The sequence below is a fragment of the Candidatus Symbiopectobacterium sp. 'North America' genome, assembly GCF_015762685.1.
Classification (GTDB): domain Bacteria; phylum Pseudomonadota; class Gammaproteobacteria; order Enterobacterales; family Enterobacteriaceae; genus Symbiopectobacterium.
In genome coordinates, this window is sequence record NZ_PEHF01000001.1 from 1 (window position 1) to 13,245 (window position 13,245).

General features: G+C 51.1%; 11 protein-coding genes and 2 pseudogenes. 10 read left to right on the forward strand and 3 right to left on the reverse strand.

Features of this window, described 5'->3' with window-relative positions:
• The first annotated feature begins 310 nt into the window (after positions 1-310).
• From CS369_RS22640 to ybcJ, 4 genes are all read left to right on the forward strand, one after another.
• The gene (locus CS369_RS22640) at positions 311-1,297 is read left to right on the forward strand and encodes a cache domain-containing protein (RefSeq protein ID WP_244664663.1); all 987 of its coding nucleotides are present in this window, start codon (positions 311-313) and stop codon (positions 1,295-1,297) included.
• A gap of 26 nt (positions 1,298-1,323) precedes the next feature.
• Positions 1,324-1,860 (forward strand): diguanylate cyclase, encoded by a 537-nt coding sequence (locus CS369_RS22645; RefSeq protein WP_244664664.1) that lies wholly within the window; start codon positions 1,324-1,326, stop codon positions 1,858-1,860.
• A gap of 115 nt (positions 1,861-1,975) precedes the next feature.
• The gene (folD, locus tag CS369_RS00010) at positions 1,976-2,839 is read left to right on the forward strand and encodes a bifunctional methylenetetrahydrofolate dehydrogenase/methenyltetrahydrofolate cyclohydrolase FolD (protein WP_196905515.1); all 864 of its coding nucleotides are present in this window, start codon (positions 1,976-1,978) and stop codon (positions 2,837-2,839) included.
• 86 nt (positions 2,840-2,925) lie between these two features.
• On the forward strand, positions 2,926-3,138 hold the full coding sequence (ybcJ, locus tag CS369_RS00015; protein ID WP_196905516.1) for a ribosome-associated protein YbcJ: 213 nt from the start codon (positions 2,926-2,928) through the stop codon (positions 3,136-3,138).
• 90 nt (positions 3,139-3,228) lie between these two features.
• Here the strand turns inward: ybcJ and cysS are convergent, their stop codons facing one another.
• Positions 3,229-4,614, reverse strand: a complete 1,386-nt coding sequence (cysS, locus tag CS369_RS00020) for a cysteine--tRNA ligase (RefSeq protein WP_196905517.1) — start codon at positions 4,612-4,614, stop codon at positions 3,229-3,231.
• Between the two features lie 224 nt (positions 4,615-4,838).
• Entirely contained in the window at positions 4,839-5,261 is a 423-nt protein-coding gene (locus CS369_RS00025) for a DoxX family protein (RefSeq protein ID WP_196905518.1), read from the reverse strand.
• A gap of 341 nt (positions 5,262-5,602) precedes the next feature.
• On the opposite strand from CS369_RS00025, the gene ppiB reads away from it, so the two are divergent.
• The 4 genes from ppiB (at position 5,603) to purK (ending at position 8,599) form a co-directional block, all read left to right on the forward strand.
• The gene (gene ppiB / locus CS369_RS00030; RefSeq protein ID WP_196905519.1) at positions 5,603-6,097 is read left to right on the forward strand and encodes a peptidylprolyl isomerase B; all 495 of its coding nucleotides are present in this window, start codon (positions 5,603-5,605) and stop codon (positions 6,095-6,097) included.
• A 10-nt stretch (positions 6,098-6,107) separates the two neighbouring features.
• Entirely contained in the window at positions 6,108-6,830 is a 723-nt protein-coding gene (gene lpxH / locus CS369_RS00035; RefSeq protein WP_196905520.1) for a UDP-2,3-diacylglucosamine diphosphatase, read from the forward strand.
• A 198-nt stretch (positions 6,831-7,028) separates the two neighbouring features.
• On the forward strand, positions 7,029-7,538 hold the full coding sequence (gene purE / locus CS369_RS00040) for a 5-(carboxyamino)imidazole ribonucleotide mutase (protein ID WP_196905521.1): 510 nt from the start codon (positions 7,029-7,031) through the stop codon (positions 7,536-7,538).
• On the forward strand, positions 7,535-8,599 hold the full coding sequence (gene purK / locus CS369_RS00045; protein ID WP_196905522.1) for a 5-(carboxyamino)imidazole ribonucleotide synthase: 1,065 nt from the start codon (positions 7,535-7,537) through the stop codon (positions 8,597-8,599). The genes purE and purK overlap by 4 nt, the downstream gene beginning before the upstream one ends.
• A gap of 131 nt (positions 8,600-8,730) precedes the next feature.
• On the opposite strand, the pseudogene CS369_RS00050 reads toward purK, so the two are convergent.
• Positions 8,731-8,945: pseudogene (locus CS369_RS00050) on the reverse strand (IS1 family transposase); the annotation flags it as partial.
• A 207-nt stretch (positions 8,946-9,152) separates the two neighbouring features.
• Between CS369_RS00050 and CS369_RS24340 the strand changes: the two are divergent.
• Positions 9,153-11,108: pseudogene (locus CS369_RS24340) on the forward strand (NEL-type E3 ubiquitin ligase domain-containing protein).
• Between the two features lie 757 nt (positions 11,109-11,865).
• Entirely contained in the window at positions 11,866-13,146 is a 1,281-nt protein-coding gene (locus CS369_RS00060; protein ID WP_196905523.1) for an HAAAP family serine/threonine permease, read from the forward strand.
• The last annotated feature ends 99 nt before the right edge of the window (positions 13,147-13,245 follow it).

Here is a 13,245-nt window from a genome sequence, read left to right on the forward strand (position 1 = left end):
TGCAACATTTTCCATGATGGCCTCTCCTGAAAGAAAAACACCCTGTCAGCGTACCGCTACAGGGGGGTGACCATCTCATTAGTCCCGCTTAATGCCCCTTCGGGCGGCAAATCGTGCCGCCCGTTATTAAAAAACAGCCGTTCAGATTCGCTTTTTAATAATACAGCTACACTTACCTGTGCCACCCATAAATACCGTCAGCATCGCGCTTTATTCAAGACCGGCAGGGAGATTTTTTTCGCGGGATAATTTACTGACATGGGTAAGTAATGCGTACCTGTCAGCATGGGGGGACAAGGGACACCATTGCATGAATACACGCGCACAATCTAAAGAACAACACGCATCGCCGTCTCTGCAAAATCTGATGGCAGGTTTTATCCTGTTTATTATTCTGGCTGTTGTGGTACTTAACGGATGGGTGGTGTTTAATTCCTATCAACGAACCCTTGAGGCCACCGAAAAGCAGGCGGATAACTTATCGCTCTCGCTTTCTCGCCATGCCGAAGACACCTTTTTGCAAGTTGAGTTGCTGCTTCAGGATCTCAATGAACGCATTGAACAAGATGGGTTTGGTGGGCCGCAACTTCTTCGTCTGCAACAAACGTTAAAAAATCGCAAATCCACACTGCCGCAGTTGCACGGTATATTTATCTACGACTCATCCGGACATTGGCTGGTAACCACCGCAGATAACATTCCCAAGAATGCAAATAACTCAGATCGTGAATATTTCAAATATCATCAAAACACACCCAGCACAGAGTTATTTATCGGTAGTGTGATACGCAGTCGCACCACTGACGATCTGATAATTCCAGTTTCCATGCGTTTAAATAACCCGGATGGCAGTTTTGCCGGTGTGCTGCTCGCCACCATTTCTCTCAACTATTTTAAACTCTATTACGGCTATTATTCGATGGGAGACACTGACGTATTAGCCATCTTACTGTCGGACGGGCATATTCTGTATGGCCGTCCTTTTGATGATTCTCAAATTAACCGGGACGTATCAAGTAGCCCGCTGTTTATGGAACATTTGAAGTCATCCACCAGCGGCACAGCCACCTTCTACTCCACCGTTGACCATGTCGAGCGCATCTATGGTTATACTCGGTTAAAACGTTATCCCATTGTCATCGCAGCGGGCTATAACAAAACGCAGATGTTTTCCAACTGGAAAGTCGACTCGACCATTTATACTGCTATCTCCCTGACCTTGCTGCTGATCATGAGCAGCATGGGTGCGCTCGTGCTGAAACAGATCAAGATCAACAAAAAAACCAACTGGATCTAACCAAGGTACGCGATCAGCTTACCGCGATGAACCACACGCTGGAAACGCTGGCGCTGTTAGATGGCCTCACTGGCCTGGCGAACAGGCGACAGTTTGATATTTTCCTGCGCGAGACCATCGCGCAATCCGTCCTTTCCGGTAAACGGATAGCGCTTATCATGCTCGATGTCGATATGTTCAAGAAATACAACGACCACTATGGTCACGTTGAAGGCGACAAGTGTCTGCAAACCGTGAGCCATGCGCTGAGCAGTATGCCGCGTCGCAAAGAGGATTTAATCGCACGTTATGACGGTGAAGAGTTTGTCATCATTCTGATGGATGTGACGGAAGAAGGCGCCGTAGCGTTTGCAGAACGGGCGCTGGAAGCCATCAGACGCCAGCGCATCCCCCATGAACTCACCACGCTGGATGAAAAAGTCGTTACCGCCAGCGCTGGCGTCTACCTTTTTGTAGGAACAACACCGGCTCAGGCACCGGAAAGCGTGATTATTCGTGCAGATAAAGCACTGTATCAGGCCAAGAGCAAGGGCAGAAATCGCGTTGAAATTGCGACAGAATAGGCCAACAGCGGTCAGGTGCGGACGAATTTATATTGATACAGTGCCTGACAGCGCGAGTCGCTTCTGACAAAATAGCGCCATCCCCCGTAGTTTTATTTGATGGATTTCCAGAGAGATGGCAGCAAAGATTATTGATGGTAAAACGATTGCTCAACAAGTGAAGGATGAAGTTTGTGCTCGCGTCAAGCAGCGTCTGGCCGAGGGTAAGCGTGCGCCAGGGCTGGCTGTTGTGTTAGTCGGCGATAATCCCGCCTCACAGATCTACGTCGCGAGCAAACGTAAAGTGTGTGACGAAGTGGGCTTTGTCTCTCGTTCTTATGATTTACCTTCCAGCACCACGGAAGCCGCGCTGCTGGCGCTGATCGACGAACTGAATGCCGACAACAGCATTGATGGTATTTTGGTTCAGTTGCCGCTGCCCGAAGGCATTGATAATACCAAAGTCATCGAGCGCATCGCCCCTGATAAAGACGTGGACGGCTTCCACCCTTACAACGTCGGTCGCCTGTGCCAGCGTGACCCGCTGCTGCGTGCCTGCACGCCGCGCGGCATCATCACGCTGCTGGAACGTTACAACGTGGACATGTTTGGCTTGAACGCCGTGGTGGTGGGTGCCTCCAATATCGTTGGCCGCCCGATGAGTCTGGAACTGCTGCTGGCTGGTTGTACCACCACGGTGACACACCGTTTTACCAAAAACCTGCGTCAACACGTTGAGCAGGCCGACTTGCTGATTGTTGCGGTTGGCAAGCCGGGCTTTATTCCCGGCGAGTGGATTAAACCGGGTGCCATCGTGATCGATGTCGGCATCAATCGCCTGGACAGCAGCAAAGTGGTGGGCGACGTGGAGTTTTCCGTCGCACAGGAACTCGCGTCGCTGATAACGCCGGTGCCCGGCGGTGTTGGCCCTATGACCGTTGGTACCCTGATTCAGAACACGCTGCAAGCCTGCGAAGAGTACCACGACGGCAACGCGTAACGGCACGGGTTATACGGTTAACGCATAAACATCACGTTAACATCGCGCGCTCAGGCGCGCCTTTTTCTTTCTTACAGCAGGATGCTATGGAAACTTTTCATCTCGATAAACACCCGCACGTTGAACTGTGCGATCTGCTTAAACTGCTTGGCTGGAGTGAGAGAGGCGCTGCCGCCAAAGCCGCCATTGCTGACGGTGGCGTCAGCGTTGACGGCAAGGTAGAAACGCGTAAACGCTGCAAAATCATTGCCGGTCAGCGGGTCAGCTTTGCCGGGCAATCGGTAAATGTCGTGTCTTAAGCAACAGTCAGTAGTCTGATCCAATAAAAATCGCCCACGAAGGTTTACCGTCGTGGGCGATTTTTTAACACGATACCACTAGCAATAACGTTATTTGCGACGCCATGTAGTGCCCTGTGGACCGTCTTCTAACACAATCCCCATTTCCGTCAGGCGCGCACGCGCTACATCCGCCAGCACCCAGTCTTTGGCCTGACGCGCGTCATTACGTTGCTGAATCAGGGCTTCAATCTCTTGCACTTCATCACCATCCGCTTGAGAACCGCTTTGCAGGAAGGCTTCCGGGTCTTGTTCCAACAGCCCCAGAATGCCCGCCAAACGGCGCAACGCGGCGGCCAGCTCATCCGCCGCCACCGCATCTTCCGCTTTCAAGCGGTTCACCTCGCGTGCCATGTCAAACAGCACCGAGTAGGCCTCGGGCGTATTAAAATCATCGTCCATTGCCGCGCGGAAGCGCGTTTCAAACGCGTAGCCACCTTGCGCCGTCACCGCCGGATCTGTACCGCGCAACGCAGTGTACAAGCGCTCTAAAGAGGCACGCGCCTGTTTCAGGTTCTCTTCACTGTAGTTCAACTGGCTACGGTAATAACCTGACATCAGGAAGTAACGCACGGTTTCGGCGTCGTAATATTTCAGCACATCGCGTACAGTGAAGAAGTTGTTGAGCGATTTAGACATCTTCTCGCGATCGATCATCACCATACCGGAATGCATCCAGTAGTTGACGTAAGGGCCATCATGGGCGCAGGTCGACTGAGCAATTTCATTCTCATGGTGCGGGAACATCAGATCGGAACCGCCGCCGTGAATATCAAAGTGCTCGCCAAGCTGTTTGCAGTTCATGGCAGAACATTCGATGTGCCAGCCGGGACGCCCTTCCCCCCACGGGGATGTCCAGTTCGGCTCGCCGGGTTTGGACATTTTCCACAGCACAAAATCCATCGGATTGCGTTTCACTTCCGCAATCTCAATACGCGCACCCGCCTTCAACTGTTCCAGATCCTGGCGAGAAAGCACGCCGTAACCCGGCGCGCTGTCGACAGAAAACATCACATCGCCGTTGTCTGCCACATAGGCATGTTTGCGCGCAATCAGTTGCGCCACCAGTTCAATAATTTCGGCGATATGGTGTGTAGCACGCGGCTCCAGATCGGGACGTAAAATGTTCAACACATCAAAATCAGCGTGCATTTCAGCGATCATGCGCGAGGTCAGCTGTTCGCAGCTTTCTCCATTCTCTGCAGCGCGTTTGATGATTTTGTCGTCGATGTCCGTTACATTGCGCACATAATTGAGCGAGTAACCCAAATAGCGCAAATACCTGGCAACCACATCGAAAGCCACAAAAGTACGCCCGTGACCTATATGACACAGGTCATACACGGTAATGCCGCATACATACATGCCCACGTTACCGGCATGAATGGGTTTGAATTCCTCTTTTTGGCGACTCAGCGTATTAAAAATCTTTAACATCAAAACACTCCATGATATTCGCGGGAGAAGTGGAGTATGCGCAGCAAACGGAACACCGCCGTTGAGGCGGGTTCAGCAAGCCCAGCAGCGTATTGAAACCTGAACCTCGAGCTATTGCAAGACTGAGACAGCGTAATAGGAAGATAATTGATAAGGATTAAAAAAACAGAAACCCGGCAATGACGCGCCGGGTCCAATATTACTGCTTGCAAACCGAAGAGGCGTTAGCGCAAATTCGGATTACTCATCACGGAGTATTTTCCGCTGCCCAGCAGCGCGATAGCCAATGCAGCGAAGAAGAATACCGCAGTCGGTTCAGCGCCCCAGGCACCAGTTTTCGCCAGCGAAACAAAACCCGCCGGCGCAGCCAGAAGTTGCGCAACCACCATGGTGCCCGCAACCACTAAGGCAGAAGGACGTGTCAGGATGCCGAGAATCAATAAGATGGGGGCAACGACTTCACCCGCAAAGACACCATACGCGATAAACGTCGGCAATCCCGCATTTGTCAGCATACCCGCGATGGAGCCAACCCCATCGACCATTTTGTGCCATCCATGAAAAATCAACAAAATGCCAAAAGCGAGACGCAGCAGCAGTTTGCCTGCATCGGGTTTATACAGTACACTATTGATTAAGCCCAGCATGATTCACCTGTTAGTATTGTTAGTAAACTCTGTAATACGAATCATTTAAGACTAATCTGACTTGATTGCAAATCCTACTCCCAAATAAGTAATGTTTGATCTACAACAAGAAAAATTTTATTCAATAAAATAATGCAAATATATGACATATTATCAATTTTATTGACATTGTGTTACTTTTTAACCAAACGGTCCACATCTCCCCCGCGAATAGTTCCCTCGTCATACTGACTGGCGCTGCCAGTTATGCTATAAGAGCGCCTTGGTTATTCAGCCTTTGTGCAGACAGCGCTGCCTGACAGCTGATGTCTCATCCTTCTGGTTATCAGGGTTTACTTATTATGATTACATTACATACAAACTTCGGTGACATCGTCATTAACACGTTTGCAGATAAAGCGCCTGCGACCGTGGAAAACTTCGAAAACTACTGCCGTAACGGCTTTTATGACAACACCATCTTTCACCGAGTGATCAATGGGTTCATGATCCAGGGCGGCGGTTTCGCACCGGGTATGCAGCAAAAAACCACCGAAGCGCCTATCGCCAATGAAGCGAATAACGGCCTGAAAAACACCCGTGGCACGCTGGCTATGGCGCGCACCAACGATCCACACTCCGCTACCGCACAGTTCTTTATTAACCTGGTGGATAACGACTTCCTCAACTTCCGCTCAGAACGTGCAGACGGCTGGGGCTACTGTGTGTTTGCCGAAGTGACCGACGGCATGGATGTGGTTGATAAGCTCAAAGACGTTGCAACTGGCCGCAGCGGCATGCATCAAGACGTTCCTAAAGAAGATGTGGTGATTACCAACGTGACTGTCAGCGAGTAATCGCAGAAGCATGGCAACACTGTTTATTGCCGACCTGCATCTGAACGTACATGAACCGCCGATCACCGCTGGTTTTCTGCGTTTTCTGGAACGTGATGCCCAGCAGGCAGATGCGCTCTACATTCTGGGCGATCTGTTCGATGCCTGGATCGGCGATGACGATCCGCAACCGCTGCATGCCAACGTTGCGAATGCGCTGCGCCAGTTGCAACAACGCGGTGTCCCTTGTTACTTCATTCACGGCAACCGTGACTTCCTGCTGGGCAAGCGTTTCGCCGCACAGGCGGGGATGACGCTGCTACCCGCCGAGCAGGTGGTGGAGTGCTATGGACGCCGAATCCTGATCATGCACGGCGATAGCCTGTGCATTGACGACGCGGCTTATCAAAAATATCGCCGCCGGGTACACAACCATGTCATCCAGTGGCTATTCCTGCGCTTACCCTTACGTTTGCGTCTCAAGGTGGCGGCAAAAATGCGGGCGGCAAGTCAGCAGGCAAACCAGCATAAGTCGCAGCAGATCATGGATGTCAATCCGCAGGCGGTGCAGGCGTGTTTACAAGTTTATGGTGTTAAAACCCTGATTCATGGACATACTCATCGGCCAGCAATACACACGGTCATGACCGACAGCGGCGAAGCACAACGGGCAGTGCTGGGTGCCTGGCATGAACAAGGATGGATGATAAAAGTCACGGCTAGCGATACCGCGTTGATTTCCTTTCCCTTCTGATTTCCTCCTTTTTTTACACCTTTTGTGGCAAACCTGTGAGGCAATTAACGGCAATAATACTGCGATTTGTCCGTAGGCAACCGTTTTCCTTCCCGAACGCTCATGGTATGATCTGCTCCCTCCAGCCAGAGCGTCGTCCGTTTTCTGGCCGACGAAGCCATGCGTCTCAATACGTCATATCACAGGAGCACTACAGGCATGTCATCCAACGCTGGCCCGACAAAAATTGCCATCGTCATGGGTTCAAAGAGTGACTGGGCTACGATGCAGTTTGCTGCGGAAATTCTCACCACACTCGCTATTCCCTTTCATACCGAAGTCGTTTCAGCGCACCGCACGCCGGACAAACTGTTTAGCTTTGCAGAGCAAGCCGCACAAAACGGATTTGATGTGATCATTGCGGGCGCAGGCGGAGCAGCGCACTTGCCCGGTATGCTGGCAGCGAAAACGCTGGTGCCGGTGCTGGGCGTGCCGGTTCAGAGTGCAGCACTAAGCGGCGTTGATAGCCTGTACTCCATTGTGCAAATGCCGCGTGGCATTCCCGTCGGTACGCTGGCTATCGGTAAAGCCGGGGCCGCCAACGCTGCCCTGCTCGCCGCACAGATTCTAGCGCTGCACGATGGTGAGTTGGCCGTTCGCCTCGCCGCCTGGCGTCAACAGCAAACCGATAAGGTGCTGGCGCATCCCGATCCGCGGCAGGAGGCATGAAACCCGTTTGCGTATTAGGAAACGGCCAACTGGGTCGTATGTTACGTCAGGCCGGTGAACCCTTGGGGATTGCCGTCTATCCGGTGGGACTGGATGCCGAACCGGAATCCGTGCCGTTTCATCACGCGGTCATCACCGCTGAGATTGAACGCTGGCCGGAAACCGCATTGACGCGCGAATTGGCAGAGCATGCGGCCTTTGTTAACCGTGACATTTTTCCGCGTCTGGCCGATCGCCTGACACAGAAACAGTTGCTGGATTCGTTGCAGTTGCCTACGGCCCCCTGGCAGTTGCTGGCTTCAGCGCAAGAGTGGCCCGGCGTCTTCAGCCGACTGGGCGAGTTGGCCATCGTCAAACGTCGCGTGGGCAGCTATGACGGCCGTGGTCAGTGGCGCTTACGTCCTGACACCGCTGCGACCCTGCCGCAAGAGTGCTACGGCGAATGCATCGTAGAGCAAGGTATCGCGTTTTCTGGTGAAGTTTCGATGGTCGGCGCGCGTAGTACGGATGGACACTGCGTATTTTATCCGCTGACGCACAATCTGCATGAAGAGGGCATTCTGCGCGCCAGCGTTGTGCTACCGCAGCCAGATGCGCGCATGCAGCAACAGGCAGAAACCATGCTCGCCGCCATCATGAATGCGCTCGGTTACGTCGGCGTGATTGCGATGGAGTGCTTTATCGTGGGCGATCGTTTACTGATCAACGAATTGGCCCCCCGCGTGCACAACAGCGGACACTGGACACAAAATGGCGCATCCATCAGCCAGTTTGAACTGCACCTGCGCGCCATCCTGGATCTGCCAGTGCCGAAACCGGTGATTGATTCCCCTGCCGTGATGATCAATCTTATCGGTACTGACGTTAATTCCGCCTGGTTGGCACTGCCGCTGGTGCATCTGCACTGGTATGACAAAGAAGTACGACCCGGGCGTAAAGTCGGCCACCTGAACCTGACGCACAGAGATCGCGCTCAGCTACAACATACGTTACAGTCACTCGCTCCCCTGTTACCTGAAGCCTATCACTCCGGCTTACAGTGGGCGCAAGCAACGCTTTAACCACTGAGCACTTCCCACCGCGTTGCCTGATGCGGGTGGGAAGTGCAGGTAATAACGCTAATTTATTGATAGTGATGTACAGGCAGAGAGTGTCCAATGACCTTGTCATGCTGTTACTCTGATGTTGAGACCGACAGCAACGCCAGAAGACTTTCCAGCGTTTCCATTCTCCTTTCACCAATGACATGGGCGACAACCTGATTACTTATCCTGTCATAAGCGTAAAGAAGCCATATCTGACGAGCTTTACTCCCGACATAGCCCCACTTTTCACCCATTTCTGCACAGACGAGACATCACTGCCGGGCTCTATTCGTGAGATTACAGACTGCGGGCGGCGTTTTTTAAATTCCGAAGGAAGCCACAGGTCTAAATCAACAGCACCATCATACACAACATCAATAAGTGGGTGTCATTACTCATTAATCAGTCGATGACCCGGTCGTGAATTTTGAAAAAGAAAAGGAAGGAGAGAATGATACAGTCAACCTTGAACACGGACGCGCACGGACAGGCGCTATTGATGTACTGCATTTTTATGAGACATTTCATTATGCCTTTTCCTATTGAAAGAGATGGATGTTCTCCTGCCACAAGCAGCGACAGCCGCATTAACCCTATCGCCCACGTTGATACCCCTCCGGAAATGAGCGCATGGGAGAAAATTGAGGCGTTTTTCCCCCCAATGGACAGGCCTGAAGCACAGGCGTGCATGCAGAATATTTATTACCCACCGGCCGGAACTACGAGGGAAGATGTGGCCCACAGATTTGAACAGCTCAGGACGTTCGCGTATTCCGGATACAGGGAAAACATTCAATCCGGTCGGCATGGGGAAAACCACTTTTGCATCCTGGACGCAACCAGCCGGGAGATGTTATCGGTAACGCTCGATGATGCCAACAGGTATACCTTTGCATGTGAAGGACACGAGGAGGTATATCACCTCGCGATGGTCACACAACGTGGAGCGGAATGCGCAGAACACACTGAAGGAGAATCCGGGGATTTTCGAGCAACACATGCCGCCGCCACAACGGCTCCACAGACTGCAGAAGATTATGAGGCTGCCTGGTCAGCCTGGTTAAGGGCTGCACCGCCCGAAGAGGAGGAAGACCGCGCTATTGTTGTTCAGAGATTGCGTGAGTGCCAGGACCGTAACGATTCCAGTCTTAACCTGAATGGCTTAATTGTTTCCTCCTTACCCGACCTTTTACCGAATTTTTTAACTGAAATAAAAATATGCGCAAACCCATTGTACAGTCCAATGCCACTCTGCCGACGCTGCCGGAAAGTTTGACGAGACTGTGGATTCGGAATGTCGCTCTGACCAGTCTGCCGGAGCTACCACCCGGGTTGAGGGAATTGGATATTAAGTTCACCGAACTGGCCAGTCTGCCGGAGCTGCCACCCCAGCTGGATAATTTGCTTATTTACGCCACTCCCTTGACCAGTCTACCGGAAAGCCTCGCCGATCTGCCCTCGAATGCAACTGTAGAAATAGATGGGGCTTTTCTGTCAGAGCGCATGCGGCGGGCTCTGTGGGACATGACCTCTGCCTCTGACTATTCGGGCCCCAGGATACAATTCTTTATGGATGGTCCTTCCGCACCCCGGGCAAGCAGGGCACTGCACCTGGCGGTCGCTGGCTGGCTGGCGCCTGCCGTGGAGGGAGAATCGCCCCCTGCGGACAGATGGCAGGCTTTTGAACGGGAAGATAATGCAGCCTCCTTCAGCCGCTTCCTGGACAGACTGAGCGAGACGGAAAACGTCAAAAAGAATCAGGCTTTAAAGCTCAGATATCGACCTGGCTGACACAGTTGGCTGAACCTTTGCCATGGCGACAGAGGCAACGTCAAGCTGCGAAGACCGGGTCACCCTTGCGCTGAACCAGATGAAAAGCGTACAACTGATACATAATGTAGAAAAAGGGGAATACGATAATCATCTCTCCGGACTGGTTTCTGTGGGGCGTGAAATGTTCCGCCAGGAAAAACTGGAACAGATTGCACGGGAGAAAGTCAAGACGATGCGCTTCGTCGATGAAATTGAGGTCTATCTGGGCTATCAGAACAAGCTGAAGAAACCCCTTGAGCTGACCAGCGTAACTGAGCATATGCGCTTCTTTGACGTATCCTACATTACCAAATCAGACCTGCAGGCCGCTGAGCTTCAGGTTAAGACGGCCGAAAACAGCGAGTTCAGGGCGTGGGTACTGCAGTGGGGACCTTTACGCAGCGTGCTGAAGCGCACAGAGCCGGAACGCTGGGAAGCGCTCTCTGAAAAGAAAATATCGGATTATGACGACACATACCGGACGCTGTCTGACAGAGCGCTGAAACCGGCAAGGCTGGTCGGCAATTCAGAAGCTGAGCGCACTATCGGAGCAAGCGCAATGGATAGTGCGGAAAAGGCATTTCTGGACGGCTTGGGCCCTCTGGTGGACGAGATGCTAGCCAGCCATCTTGAGCCCCGGTGGTCGTTAGCTGAGTCCCCGAAGACCTCATAAAAACAGATGACGGTACGGCGTCATCACCTCCCATCAGATGTTCACCGCGCCGGGCGAATTCGGTGAAATAACGGAAAGACCTTGATGTTCTGTTCCCAATATAGGGCAGGATCGTCTACCGTGGAGGGGCAGTCCACGTAACGGTTTTAAGCATCAATAAAACAGTGGCACCCCCTTGGAAATGGTTTTTTCGATAACCTCTTTTATATGCCATTTCTACATCCGATTTTTTGGTAATGGCACTAACTTATTGAGTGCGCAACGGCAAAAGTGCAGCCGGACATCAGCGCTATACCGGAAGTTCATTCCCGCACCATCCCGTCGGTTTTGTAAGCAAACCATAAACATACACTATTTACATGGCCTTATTTTGGCGTAACATATGGATTTTTAGGTATATTATTAATCGCAAGTAAATTAACGATATTTATTAGCAACGGTATTATTGGTTATTATTTGGCATAAAAATTAAGTTAAAGTATCAAATAAGATACCTTATAAATAACATAAAGCATCATCATTGATATTTTATTTATGAGCAAATTTTGATAAAATTAAAACACGTCAATTCATTTCTGTGATCATCTCAATATTATTCGCTGACCGCCTCAATATAGAATGCCGCCACAATCAGTATTGACTCTCTAACATGCGATTGCGTTATAAAAACGCGTCGATGTTTATTATTTATACAACATTGGTGCTATTGCCAATATTGACACAATTTGCAAACTGTGTTAACCAAGGAGAACCAATTATGAGCACAATCCAAGAAAGCAGTGCGATCGTCGCACCCGCTTCTGGTTGGCGTAAAAGCGACACTGTCTGGATGCTCGGGCTTTACGGGACAGCCATTGGCGCCGGAGTGCTGTTCCTGCCGATCAATGCCGGTATTGGTGGATTAATTCCATTGATAATTATGGCAATTATTGCTTTCCCGATGACATATTACTCACACCGCGCACTGTGTCGATTTGTTTTATCCGGTAAAAAAGGTGGTGAAGATATTACTGAAGTGGTCGAAGAACATTTCGGTGTCGGCGCAGGGAAATTAATCACGCTACTCTACTTTTTTGCTATTTACCCTATTTTGTTGGTGTATAGCGTAGCGATAAACAATACGGTAAACAGTTTTATCACGCACCAACTTCATTTACCGTCTCCGCCACGCGCAGTGTTGTCTTTGGTATTAATTCTGGGCCTGATGTTTATCGTTCGCTTTGGCGAAGCCATGATTGTAAAAGCCATGAGCATTCTGGTTTATCCTTTTGTCATGGTCTTGATGCTGCTGGCATTTTATTTAGTTCCTCATTGGAATTTAGCGATTTTTGATAATATTTCTTTCACCAGCAGCGCAACCGGCAATGGGCTATTGTCGACCCTGTGGTTGGCGATCCCGGTAATGGTATTCTCCTTTAACCATTCCCCCATTATCTCCTCTTTTGCCGTTGCCAAGCGTAAAGAGTATGGCGACGATGCCGAGCCCAAATGCTCCCGCATCCTCTCCTACAGCCATATCATGATGGTGCTGACCGTGATGTTCTTTGTGTTCAGCTGTGTACTTAGCCTGTCCCCTGCGGAACTGATGGAAGCCAAAACGCAAAACATTTCCATTTTGTCTTACCTGGCAAACCACTTTAATAACCCGGTCATGGCCTATCTGGCACCGGTTATCGCCACCATCGCTATCTCCAAATCGTTCCTCGGCCACTATCTGGGAGCAGGAGAAGGCTTTAACGGCATGATAATCAAATCGCTGCGCAGCCGCGGTAAAACCATCGGTCACGCCAAGCTGAACCGCATCACGGCGCTATTTATGCTGGTGACCACCTGGATTGTCGCCACGCTCAACCCCAGCATTCTGGGTATGATTGAAACGATGGGTGGCCCGGTTATCGCCTGCCTGCTGTTCCTGATGCCGATGTACGCCATTCAGAAAGTCCCAGCAATGAAGCAATACAGCGGACAGATCAGTAACGTGTTCGTTACCGTGATGGGCCTGATCGCCATCACCGCCATCGTCTATAGCCTGTATTAATCCACGCAGAAGTGGCACTGAGTCGCTTCCTTGTTCCCCCTCATGACTGTCAAGAGACGGTTGGCATAAGTTGCCAGCTGCCTCTCGGCACACCTGATG

Excerpts from the sequence above, each read along its gene's own strand:
- CS369_RS00060 (WP_196905523.1), top strand. The coding sequence starts at position 11,866 with ATGAGCACAATCCAAGAAAGCAGTGCGATCGTCGCACCCGCTTCTGGT.
- folD (WP_196905515.1), top strand. The coding sequence starts at position 1,976 with ATGGCAGCAAAGATTATTGATGGTAAAACGATTGCTCAACAAGTGAAG.
- cysS (WP_196905517.1), bottom strand. The coding sequence starts at position 4,614 with ATGTTAAAGATTTTTAATACGCTGAGTCGCCAAAAAGAGGAATTCAAA.
- ppiB (WP_196905519.1), top strand. The coding sequence starts at position 5,603 with ATGATTACATTACATACAAACTTCGGTGACATCGTCATTAACACGTTT.
- CS369_RS00025 (WP_196905518.1), bottom strand. The coding sequence starts at position 5,261 with ATGCTGGGCTTAATCAATAGTGTACTGTATAAACCCGATGCAGGCAAA.
- ybcJ (WP_196905516.1), top strand. The coding sequence starts at position 2,926 with ATGGAAACTTTTCATCTCGATAAACACCCGCACGTTGAACTGTGCGAT.
- purK (WP_196905522.1), top strand. The coding sequence starts at position 7,535 with ATGAAACCCGTTTGCGTATTAGGAAACGGCCAACTGGGTCGTATGTTA.
- purE (WP_196905521.1), top strand. The coding sequence starts at position 7,029 with ATGTCATCCAACGCTGGCCCGACAAAAATTGCCATCGTCATGGGTTCA.
- CS369_RS22640 (WP_244664663.1), top strand. The coding sequence starts at position 311 with ATGAATACACGCGCACAATCTAAAGAACAACACGCATCGCCGTCTCTG.
- lpxH (WP_196905520.1), top strand. The coding sequence starts at position 6,108 with ATGGCAACACTGTTTATTGCCGACCTGCATCTGAACGTACATGAACCG.
- CS369_RS22645 (WP_244664664.1), top strand. The coding sequence starts at position 1,324 with ATGAACCACACGCTGGAAACGCTGGCGCTGTTAGATGGCCTCACTGGC.